Below are 18,735 nucleotides of genomic sequence, written 5' to 3' on the forward strand. Positions count from 1 at the left end.
TTAAGGAATTATTAACAAACAAAAAGGTCAGCCACCACGAGGGCGATAGCGATATGATGCCGGAGGGTTTTGAGCGCGAGGTGCAGCTGATTACGGACAGTTTTTTCGGATACGCCCATACGTTCGGCGATTTCGGTGATAGAGAGTTGCTGGCGACGGCTCAGCAAAAACATTTCCCGGGTTCTTGGCGGCAGGGTTTCCAGTTGGGTTTCTATTTCATGGAAGAGATCGGATTCATGCAGTTTATGCCAGATGCTGTTGAGCACCGGCAGATAATGTTCGTGTACCCGGTCCAGGTTTTCGGGCCTGTCCAGTATTTCCTTGAGGCGTTTTAATGACTGATAGCGGACAGCCTGCAACAGGTAATGTTGCAGCGGCCCTGTAATATCCAGTTGTTCCCTTCTCCCCCACAGGGAGATGTATACCATTTGCACCACGTCCTTGGCATCGTCAGCCGATTTGAGTAAGCGTTCTGCCAATGCATATAATAAAGGCCAATGCTTATTGAAACAGGTTTCAAAAGCTTTTTTATCGCCGGCCTTAATCTGGTGGAGCAACTCGAAATCTTCACTGGTTTGCATGAGCAACAGGTTTTGACATTGCCCTGCAAAGTAAAGCAATCCATTCCCCGGGTTATTTTAATTTAATGTTATCAATTTTTTCATCAAGTGATATTGTAAGTCTGCGGGTTTTAAATATCATTAAAAATTCATGTGATATTTTTCGCCAGGCCAATGGAGGGAGTCGTTAAAACCTGCGTCTAACAAGAGAAGTATAATTGATTTCCGTGCCAAAGCAACACTTACCTACGCCTGTATTTTCGCTGACCGCAGCCAACCGTTTGCCATCGTGGTATCGACGCCCGATGCTTGTGACAATACTGTACTTCATTGGTACGCTGGTATTGTTTATCCAATCGCAGATGACGCAACGGTATAATAATTTTATCATTTTCCGCAGCTCATGGGACCATATGCTGCATCATATGCCGTTGTATCAGCTTTATCCGGACACTTATTTCGACTACTTTTTATACCACCCTACTTTCCCTATCCTGTTCGCACCGCTGGCCGTTTTACCGGTTGCAGCGGGACTATTTATCTGGCTGATGGGCAGCGCCGGTCTTTTTCTGTACGCACTGCGTCAGTTACCGGTAGCTGCCAACAAGCGTTATATCATCAGCTGGTTGTTGATATTGGAGTTGCTGAATGCAATCCAGTCTTCACAAACCAACCCGATGATGGCTGCCCTGATGTTGCTGACGGTCGTCAACCTGGACCGTGGCAAACCTATGCTGGCAGCGCTGTTCACTTGTCTTTGTTTTTTCATCAAAGGGTATGGCGCCATTACCGGCCTGGTATTTCTTTTCTACGATCATAAACTTACCTACCTGAAGTACTGCCTGTTATTTGGTATAGCCGGCACGGTGTTACCCCTGGCAGTACTGTCTCCGGCGGAACTGATACAGGCATACCGGGATTGGTTTCAGCTGATCACCAGTCCTGTTATTTTGGAAGATGGTTCCGTACGCGGTATGATCCATGCCCTGCTACATTTACCACAGCAGCCCGTGGGCAGGATCGACAAGACCGTGAATGCACTGGCTTTTTCCGGCCTGGCCGCCGCGCTTTTCTTTGCCTGGAAAAACAGGCCGCAACATTATCACTGGATCGTGGCAGGCTACCTGTTATTATGGGTGGTATTGTTTAATCAAAGTACCGAATCACCTACTTATATCATGGCTGTCACCGGCGCCGTAGCAGGATTGATGATGCTGCCCGAACGGCCACTGTCCGTCATTTTGCTGGGATTGCTGGTGCTCGTCACCTCGCTGTGTCCTACTGACCTGGTGCCTTCCTTTATCAACAAAATTGCGGTGAATTATCAGCTGAAGGCGTTGCCCTGCCTGTTGGTACTGTTGTATTTCCAGTACTACCTGTGCACCGGTAAGTCGCAAAAGGCCTAACCACCACGTTTATCCCCGTTTTACGGCGCTGGCGTACTTTACTTTTTTATATCAACGGGAACGGTTTACTTTGTTCCTTATGAAAAAGCAGGCGCATTTATCACCCTACTGGCAATGCCAGCTGGCGGGGTGGACTATCACCGCCCTTTACTGGGAAGTGGATGCTTTTGTTCGCAGTCCCACATTCAGCTACGCATTTGCTGCACTTAACCTCGTGGCAGACATAGGCATCAACCTGTTGCTGACAGACGCTTACCGCCGGTTTGCGCTGCAGCAGGGCTGGCAGCGGCTACGGCCCCGGGAACTGGCGGCACGCCTTATTCCCGCTGTCATGATACTCGCCATTTGCTTTACCCTGGCCGTGACGCTTCGTTTCTACCGGTGGGGACATTACCCCTTATCTTACCTGCAATACCTGCATAACAGCGGCTGGGTACCATTTACCACTGGCGTACGCACCATGGCGGTATGGGTACTGGCCTGGCACCTGTATCATTATGCACAGCAACGAAATGCCGCCACCCGTGAAAATGCCCGGCTACAGGTACTGGCGAGGGAGATACAACTCTATAATCTCAGCGCCCAGCTTAATCCGCATTTCTTTTTTAATTCCCTCAACAATATTAAATCATTGGTACCCGAAGATCCTGCGCTGGCACGCAGAGCCATAGACCTGTTATCCGATCTGCTGCGCAATGCGTTGTATAAACGGTCCGATCAACTGGTACCCTTACACGAAGAAATGTCGCTGGTCAGCGATTACCTGGAGCTGGAGAAACTACGCTTTGAAGACCGGTTGCAAGTGGATCTTCACATAGATCCGGCGCTGACGGGAATCGGCATTCCACCGCTCAGTATCCAGGCGCTGGTGGAAAACGCTATCAAACACGGTATCGATCATAGTATGGAAGGCGGGTGTATCGTAATCACGGTAACTAAAGAGGGTACGCATATTCATTTGTCTGTACAAAATCCGGGTACGCTGGCATCCTCCCATAGCAAAGGCCTGGGTCTCCGTAACCTCCGGGAGCGGCTACAGCTGCAATTTCAGGGGCGTGCTGCTTTTCAGATCAGGGAATTGCCCGAAGCGCAGGTATTGTCCGTTATTACTATTCCCGCTTAAAACGAATGAAGCATGCAGCCACTACGTGTAGCCATTATTGATGATGAACGTGCTGCCCGCGAAGAAATAAAGCGGGCGCTCACACCTTATAGCGATTATGAAGTAGTGGGCGAAGCGCGGAACATAAACGACGCACTGGTATTGGTACAACAACTACTACCCGACTTATTGTTTTTAGACGTACAAATGCCAGGCGGTAGCGGCTTTGATCTGCTGGCACAATTGCCCGCAGTACCCGATGTAATTTTCACCACGGCCTACGATACCTACGCCGTGCAGGCTTTTGACAACAATGCACTGGACTACCTGCTGAAACCCTTTCGCACAGAGCGGTTTGCACAGGCCATGGAAAAACACCGCACTAAAGTCCGGGAACGCGCGGCGCTCTCCGGTAGTACAGTTCCCGGTAAACAGCTTTTCATTAAAGACGGCGACCACTGTTTTTTCGTGCAACAGGATGATATTTACCTGGTAGAATCGGCGAATAACTACGCCCGTATCCATACCAGCCACCGGCAGGCGCTGATTAAAACATCCCTGACCCAACTGGAAGAACGGCTGGACCCGGGCGTCTTCTTCCGGATAAACCGTCATCAGTTGGTGCATACCCGTTATATCACCGCTATCGTCGCCATAGATGGAGGCCGGCTACAGCTCAGCATCGGTCATCAGCTAACTGTCATTGTATCCAGCCGTCAGGCTGTACGTTTCAAACAATGGAATAAAATGTAATCATCTTCCTACATATTTTTAAAGATAATTGACATGAGAAATTTTCTCCTGGCAGCACTGCTATGCCTATACGGGAATACTGCCGCACAGTCCTTTTCTTTTCCCCGGGCAACTGCCACCCATCCGGCTATATTACAACGCGCCATGCCGGTATTAGCCCAACAGGTATTGCCGTTGCTCCAACCCCGTGACGACACCTGGGGATACCTCCAGCAGCGGTTGATGGTAGAACTGACCGCACAGCACTACACAGCAGCGCTGCAAACCATTCAACAGTACCGCAACGCCTATGCGCAAAGTGATGCAGACAAAGCCGGTGTAAGGCTTATCCAATATGAGACCTATGCCCGGTCCATGCTGGACAAAGTGCCGTTCCGGAAAGCATTTCAATCCTCACTGGCACGCCTGCACGCAGGCAACCGCTATGACCTGGACAACTGGTATACCTGCGACAGTGCCTACCTGGCGGCCGATTTGCAACGGCAGTTGTCTCAGCTATCAGAGCGGGACAACATTACGTTACCCGAAGCTATACAGTTGTGCCGGCGTTATACCAGCTGGCAGTTGCTTCCCCCTTTAGCCGCCATGGCGAGGCCTTTGCTGCAACAGGTAAACCGCCGGCATTATCTTATTCAGGACAGTCTGCTGATTACCACCCGCGACAGCGTACCCGTGTCCGCTATCGTAGTGCGTCCCCTACAACAACAGCAACCGTTACCCGTGATTTTTTTCTTCAGCATTTACACCGATGGCAGCAATCTTGGTGTAGCCAAAGAAGCGGCTGACAAAGGTTACGTTGGCGTAGTGGCTAATACCCGGGGCAAGCGGCTCAGCCCTGTTGCCCCGGTACCCTATGAACACGACGGCAACGATGCCCGTGATGTCATTGACTGGATCAGCCGGCAGCCATGGTGCAACGGCAGCATCGGCATGTATGGCGGCAGTTATGTAGGGTTCACCCAGTGGGCCGCCGTGAAAAACGGCGTACCGCCCGCGCTGAAAACCATAGTACCTTCCGCCGCCGTGGTACCGGGTTTTGACGTACCCAAAGAAAACAATGTTTTCATGAGTTTCGTATATCCATGGATACCCTACACCACAAACGATAAATTTCTCGATAACACGACCTACTACGACCGCGATCGCTGGCGCCATATGCAGTTCCAATGGTACCATAGCGGCGCAGCTTATCAAACGCTGGACAGTATCGATGGCACGCCTAATCCTGTGTTTCATCGTTGGTTGAAACACCCGGACTATGATGCCTACTGGCAAAACATGACCGCCTACCGCGATGACTTCGCCCGGATCAACATTCCGATATTAAGTACCACCGGTTATTTCGATGGTGCACAGATCGGCGCCATGTATTATTTCCGCGAGCATATGCGTTACCGCCCACAGGCAGAGCATTACCTCGTAATAGGACCATATGACCACCTGGGATGCCAGCATGTACCATCATCATACGTCAACGGTTACACGCTGGATAAGATGGCGCGTATCAGCATACACCAGTTGATTTACCAGTGGTTCGATTATATCCTGAAAGGCGCTCCTAAACCGGCGTTGCTGAAAGACCGTGTGAATTACCAGGTGATGGGTACCAACACCTGGAAGCATGTTTCCTCACTGGAAAAAATGAACAATGATACCCTTACCTTTTACCTGGCTCCGCAACGATTGTTGCTGCAGCAACCGGTGGATACTGCGTTCATCGCGCAGCAGGTGGATCTTTCAGAGCGCCATGGTTCTTTCACGGGTAATTTCATCTTGTCCAACCTCGCTGATACGAGCATTAATACTGCCAACGGGCTGATGTTCGTGAGCGATCCGTTGCGGGCTGCATTATCTGTCAACGGGTCATTCCTGGGTCAACTGCAGGTTATCTCCAATAAAAAAGATATGGATATTGGTATCAATTTATACGAGCTGATGCCGGATGGACGGTATTTCCAGCTATCCTACTTCCTGGGCCGGGCCAGTTATGCCGGTGGCCTGGAAAAACGGGTATTATTAACACCGGGAAGTATCTGCGCTGTTCCTTTCCACAATACCCGCATGATCAGCAAACAGCTGTCGAAAGGAAGCCGGCTGGTGGTGGTCATCAACATCAACAAAAATCCTTTTGAAGAAATTAACTATGGTACCGGGAAAGATGTCAGTGAAGAAACAATTACCGATGCGCTTGAGCCACTACAGCTGCAATGGCGGAACGACAGTTACCTCCAAATTCCCGTGTACCGCGAATAGTACAAACACGACAACTTTAACAACTATATAATATTTTTAATTACAAACACTTTGACATATGAAAAACTATATATATTTTCGTTTCCGGAAAACTATTAGTCAACCCACGGCTTAATACCATTGACATTAAATCACACGTAGTATCGTTAAACCTATGAAGACGCCATCACCTGCATTGACAGGCACCTCATTGTTGTTTGTCAGCTGTTATCCTATAATAACAAAACAAACCCTTGAATATTACCAGTAGTTCATCTCATTCCAGCATCCCGCAACAACATAAAATCTTAAAATAAATGTCATAACGACAGTTAAACAACCTATAAAAACTAATAACGATCCATGAAAAAACAATTACTTGCACTGGCAAGTGCAGCATTATTGTTTGCTGCCTGCTCCAAAAAAGACAATGCTAAACCGGAAGAAGTATCTTTCACCGGTCTGCTGAAAACGATGTACAGCAAAATCGACACGTCCGTTTTTGAGTATAATAATGATAAGACTTTATCTAAATGGAGTTCTGCCTACACTGACAAAACCGATGTTGGCGGAGATGTTCAAACCATCGTTTATGCAAATGGCAAGGTTTCACAAATATGGCTTGCTTCTTATGCCGAAGACAGAAAACTGAGCGCCAGTACACTGAATATGGAGATGGTTTATGCCAACGATGGTAAACTGCAAAAAATCATCGGTTACGACGCCGATGACAAAGACAACGTTTATGAAATGCTCGTGTATAACAACGCAGGCAAATTAGAGAAAGTATTACACTATTCCGGCCCTAAGGGAGGAGAAGCCGTGAACACGCAGGTTGAACTCATTACCTGGACAGGCAACAATATTACCAAAGTTGTTCATCAATACATCAGTGGTACTACAGTAACGGAGGAGACGGACGAATACACTTTTGACGACAAGGAAAACTATATGTCCGGCGCGGGACTTGGCGGCATGGTAGACATGTTTACACCTGAAGTGTTCAATGCCAATAACATTACAAAAATGACATCCAAACGGGTCAACTATCCTGATAATGTGACTACATATACGTTTGAATACGCGGGCGCAAAACCGGTTAAGATGACCCGGGTTGAGAACGCAGGTACCACATCAGAAAGGAATGATGTATTCACGTTGGAATACTACAAATAATCATGCATATATCACATACGTTAAAACCGTCTCAGGTATTTCCTAAGGCGGTTTTAACGTATGCTTTAAACTTTACAGCAATACCTATGAAAAAACAATTACTCGCATTGGCAGGCCTCGCGCTGTTCTTTGCAGCCTGCTCTTCCAAAAAAGATGATCCACAACCGGAACCGGAAAAGCCCAAGTCACTCAGCGGTATGCTGAAAACCGTGTATACCTTAGGCGGTAATGATACCAGTCACGTTTTCTATAACGACGATATCACCCTACGGACGGTAAAATCCGATTGGAACAGGAATACCAGTGATACCGGTGGAAACATTGACTCTGTAGCATATGCTGATGGCAAACCTTCAGGAATCTGGGAAAAATACTATAACAAAGCGCTTCCCTATAATGACTATGCATTGGTGATCCGGTATGCTTATGCTAATAATAAACTGCAAAAAGTAATTATTCCGCCGCAGGACAACTATAGCGGTTACGACTCCATTGGCTACAATGCCAGCGGTAAAGCTGAAAAAGCATTTCGTTATGTCAGCATGGACGGTACTGCTCCCAAAGAAGTGGCGCGCCGTACATTCACCTGGACAGGAAATAACGTGACCAAAGTGGTGTACGAGACCATGGAGAATGGTAAGGTTTTGGCTACCTCTGAGGATAACTACACCTACGACGACAAACCCAACTGGCGTTTAGACGTTTCCGTGATAACACAAGGCGGCGGTTTGGTGCCCGAAGCGGTGAATGCCAACAACATTCTCAAACAGACCCGGACCGCTTCCGGCATCCCGGCAAAAACCAACAGCTTTACCTATCAGTACGATGATAAAAATAAAGTGGTTAAAGTTGAGGCGACCTATGAGTTTGATATGAACCCTGGTCTGAGGACTACCGTTATCGAATATTATAAATAATCTTCCCGGATTACTTAAAACAAAAAGAGATCGCAGGTTGCGATCTCTTTTTGTTTTAAGTAATTTATTTTGCAGGCGGATATTTCCGCCATACTTCCAGTAAAGAATAGTTCCCATCAGGCTCAAACCGTACCTTTTCAAAACCAGCTTTGGTAAACTTGTCTGTGATTTCATCTATATGCGCTGTCCAGGCTTTTCCACATTCCATGATGCGGAACCATTGCAGGCTTTTGATCTTCATAATATCGCCCAGGTTCTCCAGTTTGGAGCAGCCTAACATATCCAGTTGTTCCAGTTTGGGAAGATGTTCAAGCCCTTCCAGGGATACCAGTTTCTTATTCCATTTGATTTCAGCATCACGAAGATGGCTGTAACCTTTTAGTCCTTTAAAGTCCTCATTTTTGCCTTGTGCCCATGCCGCGAATTGCAGCTGGCCGGCCCCAGCCTGATTCATTGCGTCCACCGTATCCGGTTTGTTCAGAAACAGGTTCTTCAGATGCTGACATTTGGCGATTTCAGAAAGATCTAATTTTTTGTTTCCTGTTGTAATGACGAGCGTATTGGAAAGTCCCGGGAATGAGTCCGCATAAAAATCCGACTCTACCTGTCCCATGCTTAGTAATTTAATTTGTTTCAGTACTAACGCCTTATTCCAGTTTACCTTCGGTTTGTTTTCGCTTAAAACGCCCACCTGCAGGGCATCCAGGCCTGGTGGAAAATCTTCCGCCTTCAGGTGTGGTACAAACCAGGAAGGGATGATCAGTGTTTTGAGATTTGGAAGGCTAGCCACAACCGGTGGAATTTCCGTAGTGGTCTTATCATCAGGCCATAACTCCAGGAAATCGATATCAGACAGTTTGCTTTTGTCCACAACACCCCATGCAAGTCCTTTATCTGTATACCCTTTAAACTTTTCTTTCTCCGGTGTATGCAGCCTTTGTCCCATAAGCCAACGGGGTGCGCCCGATGGAATAACTTTACCGATATAACTGATAGACATTTACTGATGCGTTAAATATGGTGCTGATTTATTTACTCCTCTTCAATAAAATAAGCATCCTCTTTTAGCTGGTCTCTTTTTGACAATGCTATCAAGGTTTGTAAACTATTCTCCACAAATTGGGTTCCTTTACTGATAGCCTCCAGTTCAGCCAGATCCAGTTTAAAGGTCTGTGCATTTTCTATATCGGAAGCATCATCTACTTTTCGGTTAAATATGAACAGCTTTATTTCCGTATCATACGCTGGCAAATATGCATCTCCCTTAATTCCACCAAAATGTTTTTCATCACCTTTACTCAGTAAGTAAGTGGTGGTATTAATCGACTTTCTACGCATATCAGTCAGGTTATTTTGCAGGCGGATATTTTCGCCATACCTCCAGTAAGGAATAATTCCCATCAGGCTCAAACCGTACCTTTTCAAAACCAGCTTTGGTAAACTTGTCTGTGATTTCATCTATATGCGCTGTCCAGGCTTTTCCACATTCCATGATGCGGAACCATTGCAGGCTTTTGATCTTCATAATATCGCCCAGGTGTTCCAGTTTGGAGCAGCCTAACATATCCAATTTTTCCAGTTTGGGAAGATGTTCCAGCCCTTCCAGCGATGTCAGTTTTTTATTCCATTTAATCAATGCATCCTGAACACCGCCGTATCCTTTTATACCTTTAAAATCTTCATGTTTACCGTCCAACCAGCCAACGAAGTGCAGCGAGTCAGTACCTGCCTTACTTAACACTTCCACGGTATCCGCCTTGTACAGCCACAGGTTTTTCAGGTGTTTGCATTTTCCGATTTCGGCAGGGTCCAGCTTTTTATTACCCAAAGTAATAGAAAGGGAATTGGAAAGTCCGGGGAATCCTTCCGCATAAAAATCGGATACAACCGCGGTCAGATCCAGTAATTTAATATGTTTTAGCACCAATGCCTTATCCCAGTTCACCTTAGGATCTTTTTCGCCTCCTACTCCTATTTGCAGCTCTTCCAGACTGGGCGGCAGATCTGCTGCTTTCAGATGCGGCACAAACCAGGAAGGGATGTTCAGCGTTTTGAGGTTGGGCAGGGTAGCTACTACGGGAGGTATTTCCGTGGTGCTCTTGTCGTCAGGCCATAATACCAGGAAATCAATATCGGCGAGTTTGTTTTTCTCCACAACGCCCCACTCCAGCCCTCTGCCTTTATGCCTTTCGCCCCTTTCTTTTTCTGCAGTGTGCAGTGTTTGCGCCATCAGCCAGCGGGGCGTACTCGACAGAATCAATTTACCGATAAGATTGATAGACATTCCTAAATTTATTTATGATTAGAACTAGTTTTAATCGACCCAATCCGCCCCTGCCTTGGTACGCTCGCCCATGAACTCATCTACTCTTTTTTCAGCAGCGGCGCGGATAGAATTCTGCGAGCCTCCTTCACCGGGGATATTGGTTTTGTCATCCATCACCTCCTGTTCAAAGCTACGTAAAATATGATTTTTGCCCCGTCTCTCACCAATGCCTGTCTTTGAAACATCCCCCATGTCTACCTTTTTGATGGTCAACTTTACATCTTCTCTCAATTTACCTTCTGCATCAAACAACATTTCTGTTGCCTTTTTGTGTTTTTTCTCACCACTGGCCAATCTCTCCAGCAAGTTATCAGCGGAGCCAGTATACATCTCTCCATTATGCTCAATATGATATACGCCCGGTCCTTCTGGTACATTCAGTTTCCTCAGTTGCGCCTTACGGCATTCCAGTCCAAATACATCGATGAACGCATTGGGATCTTTAACATACGCATACAGGGAAGCACCATTACCTAACAGACCGATAGGGTCCTGACTGATATACAGCCCTTCTTCCGGGCTGTAATAACGGAAACGGTTATAGAACAATCCGGTCTCCACATCTTCATACTGTCCCTGGAAACGGAATGGTATAAAGTCCTTACTGCCTTCTAACTTACGTACATTCCCATAAATATCCAATTCAGCGCTCCATATTTTTTTACCCTCGCGGTTATACGCTTCGCAGGGTGTACCGAGATGATCGGTGATGATAGTATATTGGTCTGTTGCCGTCAATTTGGCGGCGGGGCACATCGTACCCTCGTCAAACACCCAGGTGACAAGCGTTTCAGGAGGTACCGGTTCCGGCCGGTCCATCACCAGTTCCCCATATTCATTCACTGCCGTTACCGGCTTTTCAGACAAGGGATAAGACCATTCATGCAACGGTTTATTGGCATCCCAAACATACCGGGTAACACGGCCGTTAAATATCTTTTCCGTTCTGCGGCCTAAAGCATCGTAGCGGAAAGAAACGGTTTTCTGATCAGGGCGTAACACCGATTTCAGCATACCGTTGCCATACCATTCATATTCCCATATTTGCGGCGTACCTGATTTCGTCACGATTTTTTTGCGCAGGAAACCTTCGGGGCTATATTCAAAACGGGCATTGTCTGTTTCCAGCAACCGGCCCCCTTCGCTGTATTTGCGGTCTTTCCGGCTCTGTGTTTTATAGAGGTTACCACCTTTGTCAGGGAGACGGTAATCATAGCTGCCATCCTCATATTGTGCCCAGGCTAAGTTGGACCATTCATCATAACCATAGTTGATTGTTCCCCGTGTCAGCGCATTCAACACCTGTTTGAGGCGCTGGTTGGCATCCCAGTGATATTGCCGGTGCCTGGTAACGTTGCCTTCGTGATGTACCTGGTGTACGTCCGGTGTACCGGCGGCAGATGAGCCGGGGTGATAGGTCCAGCTGCTTTTAATGCCTCCCGGCAACGTGCGTTCTATTTCCAGTCCCAGCAGGTTACGCTGAATATGCGCTATCCAGGGGTCCTTATCTTCCGTAGTAGCAGCGATACCGGTCAGCTCGCCGAAGCGGTCCCATTTCATTTGTATATCTGCTCCCAGGCTACTTTTCAGCGCCGTTCTTTTACCGTCGGTATTGTACTGGCTTTGGATCACGCATCCATCCTGCCATTCGGTAGTGATACGGCCCTGGCCATTTCTTTCAAACCGCACTACACCGTGGTTGTTAGCCGCTTCCCTGATTTGCCCGTTACGATCGTAGTTGAATGTTTCCCAACTGCCGTCGTTCCATTCTACACGCGCCAGGTCGCCGTTGGTGGTGTATTCAAAATGTGTCCATTGCTGCCCCGGACGATGTACCCGGATAACCTTGCCGGTGCTGTCCCGCTCAAAATGGCGTACCAGTCCGTCGAAGCCGGTTTCTGAAACGATTTGTCCCGCACTGTCGCGTGAGAACCGGTAAGTTTCACCCAACGGATTCACGATCGCCGTCAACTGTTCATCCTTGTTATAGATGTAATGTGTTTTCTGGCCGTTCTCATCGCGTTTTTTGAGGCTGCCGAGCGCTGTATATTCATACCGGACGTCATGCTGTTTATCCCGCGCATGTATTACTTCCTGGTATTCATTATAGGTGAGTTCAATATGGTTACCGTCCGGCAGCCATATATCGGTAGCGCGGCCTAGTGCGTCATAACGGAACTCCTGCCGTTCGCGGAAAGGATTGGTCACCCGCAGGCATTTCCCCCAGGCGTCATACTCCCATTCGCTATGCGCTCCGTCAGCCCTGGTCAAACTTTGAAGATTATAGTCTTCGTCGTAACTGAAGGCGGTAAAACCACCATCCACCTCTTCCACCCGGCTCATCAGCATTTGTTCATTATACCGGTAGATGCTGATGCGGCCGTCCGCTTCGGTAACGGTATGTAACAGCCCTGATTGCTCATAATAGATGAACGTACGGGTATTGCCTTCCGCATCCCGGACACTGACGATCCTGCCCTGTTCATCATAGGCGGCCGTGGTAGCGGTTCCATCCGGCTTTACCATGGATGTCTTATTCCCCCGTTCATCATACGTGTATCCGGTAACGTTACCTTCTGCATCTATCACCCGGTAAATTTCCATCTCCGGCGTATATTCGTAGAAGGTAGCATCACCCAAAGGATTTTTCACCTGGTGTATCACAAAATCAGGGGTATAATAGTAAGTGGTGATATGCCCTTCGGCATCGGTCACTTCGTTATAGCCTTCTTTGGGATGATAATGAATATACCCTTCCATCACGCCTCCATCACCCCAGGAATGCGTACAGCGGCGCATCCTGTCATATTCCCAATAGAAAGATATTCCGTCACGGCCGGTTTTCTTCACCATCAGGTGATCTTCATAGGTGATATGCGTAGTCTGATCCAGTGCATCCGTTACCGTTATCATGTCACCGGCTTCGTTATAACCATAACGGACCAACACTTTTTCGGTGTCGCGGTGCCTGCCGGCGACAGTGGTGATACGGCCTTTTTCATCGCTGCTGATCAGCAGATGCCGGCCGGCACTGTCAATGATACGCAGCAGATGCCCCTGCGCATTATAATGGAAAGAAAGGAGGAACCCCGACTCCGTACTGATGCTCATTAACCTGTATTGCTGGTCCTGCGGATGTATTTTCCGGAAGATGCAGGTATACCGGTTATCCTGTTGAAACAACGCAAATTCATCGGTGTGTGCGCGGGTGAGCTGTAATTTCTCATGCTGGTTATAATCGGTATTGCCGGCAAATGGCAACATGTCAAACAGCGCAGTGCGGCCATCTCCCAGCAACACGGCGGTAACGCCCTCCTGCGGCAGTTCTTCCAGTCGCATATCGTATTTCAGATGGTTGGCGCGGCCCAGCAGCCCCTCAAAAGGACTGTCACTGTTCCACGACCGTTCCCAGCGCAGTGGAATAGGTCCCGGCAATTCAAAGTCGGTATAGTCGTAAATCACAATGCCCTGCACCAGGTCTACCGGCTCCAGTCCTTTCTTACAAAGGGCGTTGCTGAGTTTATTGCTGCCTATTTTTTTCTGTAGCTTTTGATTAAATTTTGTCAGCCCCTTTTTCCCCAGTTTACCGACGCCTTTCATCAGTGCGCCAAAACCGTAGGACATAATGAGATTGAGCAACACACCTGCCCAGTCCGGTACATAAGGCCCGCCAACCATCACGGGTTTACCAAAAGACAACGGAATAGAAAAGGAAGTAGGCAGATAGAGGCTGGGGATAGGAATGAGTTTTTTGCCTGGCCGCAGGGACAAGGGCATACCAATATCATTGCAGGTCATCAGCATATGTCCGGATGGACTCAGCAGGTTACCTTCCGCTTTTACTCTTTTAGCGCCGAAAAAATTCACGGAGTCGTGACCAATCATCGGTGCTAACAGGAACGGCCCTCCCATGGGAATGTGAAAAAGGAAAATCAGCATACCATTGGTATCGCTTTTGCCGCGCGGCACATGGTTCACCCAGGTGGAAGCACCCATGAAGGGGATATAATCCATGGGATCAATCACCAGCCCGATAAACGGATGTGGCAAAGGAATGGGAAAACCGAAAAGAATAACAATGTGCAGGTCCAGCCCAAGGACCGGCGTAAAATGTTTATTCGTTACTAACATTGATATGGTTTTGGGGGTCAAAAAGCTGACCTGTTTTTCAACAAATGGATTTTGCTACGGGTATAAATAAAGATAAGAAATCCTAACCGGTATGAGCATATACCGGTAAAAAATTAATACTGAATTATTGGGAGGTAAAAATCAGCTCAGATTTCTGATTACCCTGGCGGGATTGCCCGCCGCGAGAGAATTGGCAGGAATATCTTTGGTTACTACGGCTCCTGCTGCGATAACGGAACCGCTTCCGATGGTAACACCCGGACAGATAATGGCGCCACCGCCTATCCAGCAATCATCTCCAATCACCACCGGCTTACCGTACTCTTCACTGCGGCGGTGTATTTTATCCAGCGGATGGGTGGCGGTGTATATCTGTGCCGACGGTCCTACCATTACGTTGGCGCCTATCCTGACAGGGCATACGTCCAGCACCACACAATTCACATTAAAATAAACATTCCCCTCCGTGAAAATATTATAGCCGTAATCGCAGTGAAACGGCGGTTCAACGTAGAACCGGCCTTTCGCATGGGGAACCAGCTCCCGGAGTACTTCGCGGGCAGTGTCGGTAACCAGGTATTCTGTAACGTTCAGGCGGTGCAATAGTTTTTTAGCCCTCAACATATCTGCCCTCAACTGCGGATCTGATGCATCGTACAACTCGCCGGCAATCATCTTTTCTTTTTCGCTTTTCATAAGATTTCCGTTGTATGCCTGAAAATAGAAATTTTTATCGGTTCACCAGGAAATGAACAATACGGCAGACACTGCCGGGTGTGGTGGTGATTTTCAGTGTATGGGTACCCGTGGAAAGGTTATCTCCCAGTAACAAATACCAGGGAAGATACAGGCTCCGGCTCCATTGGGTACGGGTATCCAGTTGCTGCTCCGGTTGTCCGTCGATACTATAACGGATAATCCCGGCATCCGGGCCGGACAGCAGCGCCACGCCTATGGCCCGGCCGGTAAAGGGCAGTTCCAGCGATGCTTCCGTATTACCGGACACGAGCATCGGCACCCGTACAAATCCGGGCCGGGTATGTACTTTGTCCGTTGGTTGCCATGATTCATCTGCCACAAAACCCTGTAAACGGGTAGCCTTGTGTATGTCCAGGTAGTTACCACGGGCATAGTTAAAGGCATCCGTCGGCGCGGGCAGCTTCGCCCGCTGCATTTTCCGGGGCGCCGGATGATCGAAAGCCCCGTCCAGCAACTGGCGGATGGTATTAAAATAAATCTCCTGGCCAAAGGGAGAAGGGTGCAGGTCTTTAAAATCTTCTTTCCAGGTAAACTCTCCCGCATCGATGCGTGCCGTCACTTCCTTCGCCAGGTTAATGAAAGGCAGATGGTAATACCGCGCCAGTTCCTCATGCAGCGCTACCTCCGCCGGTACCCTGCCGGCACGGTAGTCTGCCATCTTATCTTCATCCACAAAAGCCATCAGGACAATGTTCATATGAGGGTTGGCTGTCAGCGCGTGACGGATAATGCCTTCGAGTGCTCTGCGTTGTACCGTTGCCGGTGTACCGTTCACCTTGTCATTTACTGCCGCCTCCACAAAAAGCAGGTCCACCTGGCCTTTATCCAGCACATCCTGTTGCAACCGGAAAACATGCGGCAGGCTGCCCAGTGAAGGGATACCTGCATTGAGCAAGGTGAAAGCCGTGGCCGGATAGGTACGGACCAGGTAATCGCCTGTTTTTCCCCGCCAGCCTTCCATATTGGTAATAGAGCCGCCCAGAAAAGCCACCCTGGCCTGTTTACGGACACTTATCTGATGCCATACATTATCAAGCTTACCATAACGGGTAATAAAGGTTTCACTTTTTAACTGCGCTGCTGCCGGAAGAACAGCACATAACAATAATACCTGGAGTAATTTTTTCATAACGGAATTTTCCGGTAACAAGATAACCGGTGATCAGCAAACATTCCTGCTGAATTTTCGCAGGGGATGATTGAATTTTGATCCTCCGGAAGCTCCCGGAATTTGATTATTAATTTGATTTATCTATCTTAAAGCTGTGAATGCTGCCAACAGCGTTGATGTAATTTCACGGACCACATATGAATAACTTGCCTGATGATGTTGCTATGATGACGGGCCTGTACCAGGGTGACAGAGCGTCTTTTGTACTGCTGTATGAACAGCATGCAGGCGAGTTATACCGTTATATCTATCTTTTCATCCGTTCAAAGGAAGATGCGGAAGATATCCTTCAGAATGTTTTTACCCGTATCTGGATGAAACGGGAAACATTGGGAGAGATTAAGTCTATGCGCAATTTTCTTTTCCGTGTAACGCGCAACCAGGTATTAAATTATTTCCGCAGTGCCAAAGTGAAGCTGCGTGTACAAAAGATGATGGCCGCCGAAGATGCGCCTGAGAATGCCGATGCCGGTGAATTGCTGCAATACAAACAATATTACGAAATAGCCAAAGACGCCATTAACAAGTTACCCAAGCGCCGGCAGGAAGTGTTCCGGCTAAGCCACGAAAACGGGCTGAACACCCACGAAATTGCCGACCAGCTGCACATCTCCTCTTCTGCCGTAAAACAACACCTCTACGCGGCTTCGGACTTCATCCGTGACTATCTGCAAAAACATGGTGATATTACCGCTTCCCTGCTGGTTTTTATGACCCTGTTTGACAACTGTATCTAACTTATCATGTAGCACTATTAGCCTACGATTTAATTATCTTCCCTGCAATTAAAAAATTTTTTTTCTAATAGACCTGTCTTATTTTGGAACATGCGTGTCTTACTATAAGCTGTGCAACCAAAATGTCGCTTTATGAACAATGAAGAAGCAGGCCTCTTCGTGAAAAGATATGCAGCCGGACAGGCTACACCGGAGGAACATGCCGCCTTTGAGCAATGGATTCACGAACAACCGCTCGCCAGGGTACAAAGTCTGCTGGACGAATATACGCTGTTACTGGAGCAGCACCCGGTATGGTTACCCGCCAACCGGGAGCTACTGGAGCGTATGTTGCGGGATATGGACCATCAACAGCCTGCCAGGATAGTATCCCTGCCCTGGTGGAAAAGAAAACGTATGCTGGCGGCAGGCATTGCGTTGTTACTGGCAGCTACCAGCTATACCATCTGGCAACAACATACTTTTCATAAACATGGCTCAGTTGCCGCCGTAGCAGATATTCCGGCCGGCAGCAACCGCGCCACCCTACAACTGGCAGACGGTACTACTATTTCACTGGACAGCACAGGCGCCATCGGCGCCGCTACGCCCAGCCACGTCATGAAAATAACAGCCGGATTATTACAGTACGACCCCCAGCGGAGCGATGGTGCTGCGGTATACAATACCCTCACCACCCCGCGAGGGGGGCAATACCGGTTAGTGTTACAGGACGGCACACGGGTATGGCTCAACGCAGCCTCTTCTATCCGTTTTCCGGTAGCCTTTAACGGTAACGACCGTACGGTGGAAGTCACCGGTGAAGCCTATTTCGAAGTAGCGCCCCAGGCGGCCCAGCCCTTTATTGTAAAAGCAGGTCATATGCAGATTAACGTGCTCGGTACCCATTTCGCTGTTAGCGCCTACCCGGACGAAACACAGTTGCGCACTACCCTCGTGGAAGGCAAGGTGGCGGTCAGCTCCGGTAACCATACCCTGCAACTCACACCCGGTCAGCAATCTCTCCTGTCCAAAGGCAATGATGCTTTCACTGTCCGGACAGTAGACACCGATCAGGAAATGGCCTGGAAAGACGGACGTTTTATTTTCAACGGTAATATCCGCGATATTATGCCGCAACTGGAACGATGGTACGATATACAGGTGGAGTATGAAGGCAATATCAGTAATCAGGCATTCATAGGAGATATTTCACGGAATGAAAACCTAAGCGAAGTATTGAAAATACTGGAGTTTACAGGAGATATACATTTTAAATCAACCAACAGAAAAATAATAGTAACACCGTAATAAAAACAGCTTTTCGTATCAACCAAAATTAACATCATGTAATTCCATCAAAACAGGATCTCACCGAAGAAAAACCCAGACGCGGTCGCAACGCGTCCGGGGTAACTATTGCCCGGTCTAATCCTTCATCAGTGGACTGAATGAATTCTTAACATTAAACCAAGCGTACCAAATT

Annotated in this window: 15 protein-coding genes; 8 read left to right on the forward strand and 7 right to left on the reverse strand. The window is 48.0% G+C overall.

From position 1 onward, the window contains the following. Positions 1 to 11: 11 nt before the first annotated feature. Positions 12 to 581: an RNA polymerase sigma factor gene (locus ICL07_RS17220; RefSeq protein WP_188089265.1), complete on the reverse strand. Its 570-nt coding sequence runs from the start codon at positions 579 to 581 to the stop codon at positions 12 to 14. Positions 582 to 787: 206 nt separating this feature from the next. Here ICL07_RS17220 and ICL07_RS17225 point away from each other — a divergent pair, with 206 nt between their 5' ends. The 6 genes from ICL07_RS17225 to ICL07_RS17250 all read left to right on the forward strand — a co-directional run bounded on the left by ICL07_RS17225 (position 788) and on the right by ICL07_RS17250 (position 8,146). Next, on the forward strand, positions 788 to 1,966 hold the full coding sequence (locus tag ICL07_RS17225; protein WP_188089266.1) for a glycosyltransferase 87 family protein: 1,179 nt from the start codon (positions 788 to 790) through the stop codon (positions 1,964 to 1,966). A gap of 79 nt (positions 1,967 to 2,045) precedes the next feature. Then, on the forward strand, positions 2,046 to 3,089 hold the full coding sequence (locus ICL07_RS17230; protein WP_188089267.1) for a sensor histidine kinase: 1,044 nt from the start codon (positions 2,046 to 2,048) through the stop codon (positions 3,087 to 3,089). Positions 3,090 to 3,101: 12 nt separating this feature from the next. After that, positions 3,102 to 3,821, forward strand: coding sequence for a LytR/AlgR family response regulator transcription factor (locus tag ICL07_RS17235; RefSeq protein WP_188089268.1), 720 nt, complete (start codon positions 3,102 to 3,104; stop codon positions 3,819 to 3,821). A gap of 33 nt (positions 3,822 to 3,854) precedes the next feature. After that, a complete protein-coding gene (locus ICL07_RS17240) occupies positions 3,855 to 6,074 on the forward strand; it encodes a CocE/NonD family hydrolase (protein ID WP_223151962.1) in 2,220 nt (739 codons plus the stop codon). A gap of 342 nt (positions 6,075 to 6,416) precedes the next feature. Beyond that, positions 6,417 to 7,229 carry a hypothetical protein gene (locus ICL07_RS17245; protein WP_188089269.1) on the forward strand — a complete coding sequence of 271 codons (813 nt, stop codon included), beginning with the start codon at positions 6,417 to 6,419 and terminating at the stop codon, positions 7,227 to 7,229. Positions 7,230 to 7,315: 86 nt separating this feature from the next. Next, on the forward strand, positions 7,316 to 8,146 hold the full coding sequence (locus tag ICL07_RS17250; protein WP_188089270.1) for a hypothetical protein: 831 nt from the start codon (positions 7,316 to 7,318) through the stop codon (positions 8,144 to 8,146). A gap of 64 nt (positions 8,147 to 8,210) precedes the next feature. On the opposite strand, the gene ICL07_RS17255 is transcribed toward ICL07_RS17250, so the two are convergent. The 6 genes from ICL07_RS17255 to ICL07_RS17280 all read right to left on the reverse strand — a co-directional run bounded on the left by ICL07_RS17255 (position 8,211) and on the right by ICL07_RS17280 (position 16,491). Then, positions 8,211 to 9,146, reverse strand: coding sequence for a leucine-rich repeat domain-containing protein (locus ICL07_RS17255; protein WP_188089271.1), 936 nt, complete (start codon positions 9,144 to 9,146; stop codon positions 8,211 to 8,213). A 32-nt stretch (positions 9,147 to 9,178) separates the two neighbouring features. Further along, positions 9,179 to 9,484, reverse strand: a complete 306-nt coding sequence (locus ICL07_RS17260; protein WP_188089272.1) for a hypothetical protein — start codon at positions 9,482 to 9,484, stop codon at positions 9,179 to 9,181. Positions 9,485 to 9,494: 10 nt separating this feature from the next. Beyond that, a complete protein-coding gene (locus tag ICL07_RS17265) occupies positions 9,495 to 10,430 on the reverse strand; it encodes a leucine-rich repeat domain-containing protein (protein ID WP_188089273.1) in 936 nt (311 codons plus the stop codon). Between the two features lie 30 nt (positions 10,431 to 10,460). Next, on the reverse strand, positions 10,461 to 14,603 hold the full coding sequence (locus ICL07_RS17270; RefSeq protein ID WP_188089274.1) for an RHS repeat-associated core domain-containing protein: 4,143 nt from the start codon (positions 14,601 to 14,603) through the stop codon (positions 10,461 to 10,463). 141 nt (positions 14,604 to 14,744) lie between these two features. After that, positions 14,745 to 15,299 (reverse strand): sugar O-acetyltransferase, encoded by a 555-nt coding sequence (locus ICL07_RS17275; protein ID WP_188089275.1) that lies wholly within the window; start codon positions 15,297 to 15,299, stop codon positions 14,745 to 14,747. Between the two features lie 34 nt (positions 15,300 to 15,333). After that, on the reverse strand, positions 15,334 to 16,491 hold the full coding sequence (locus ICL07_RS17280; RefSeq protein ID WP_188089276.1) for an SGNH/GDSL hydrolase family protein: 1,158 nt from the start codon (positions 16,489 to 16,491) through the stop codon (positions 15,334 to 15,336). Between the two features lie 179 nt (positions 16,492 to 16,670). Between ICL07_RS17280 and ICL07_RS17285 the strand changes: the two genes are divergently transcribed. Both ICL07_RS17285 and ICL07_RS17290 read left to right on the forward strand, forming a co-directional pair. Continuing rightward, the gene (locus ICL07_RS17285) at positions 16,671 to 17,270 is read left to right on the forward strand and encodes an RNA polymerase sigma factor (RefSeq protein WP_188089277.1); all 600 of its coding nucleotides are present in this window, start codon (positions 16,671 to 16,673) and stop codon (positions 17,268 to 17,270) included. Between the two features lie 132 nt (positions 17,271 to 17,402). Beyond that, complete coding sequence (locus ICL07_RS17290) at positions 17,403 to 18,560, forward strand: FecR family protein (protein ID WP_188089278.1); 1,158 nt, start codon at positions 17,403 to 17,405, stop codon at positions 18,558 to 18,560. Positions 18,561 to 18,735: the final 175 nt, after the last annotated feature.

Origin of the sequence: Chitinophaga qingshengii (assembly GCF_014529935.1) — a bacterium.
Classification (GTDB): domain Bacteria; phylum Bacteroidota; class Bacteroidia; order Chitinophagales; family Chitinophagaceae; genus Chitinophaga; species Chitinophaga qingshengii.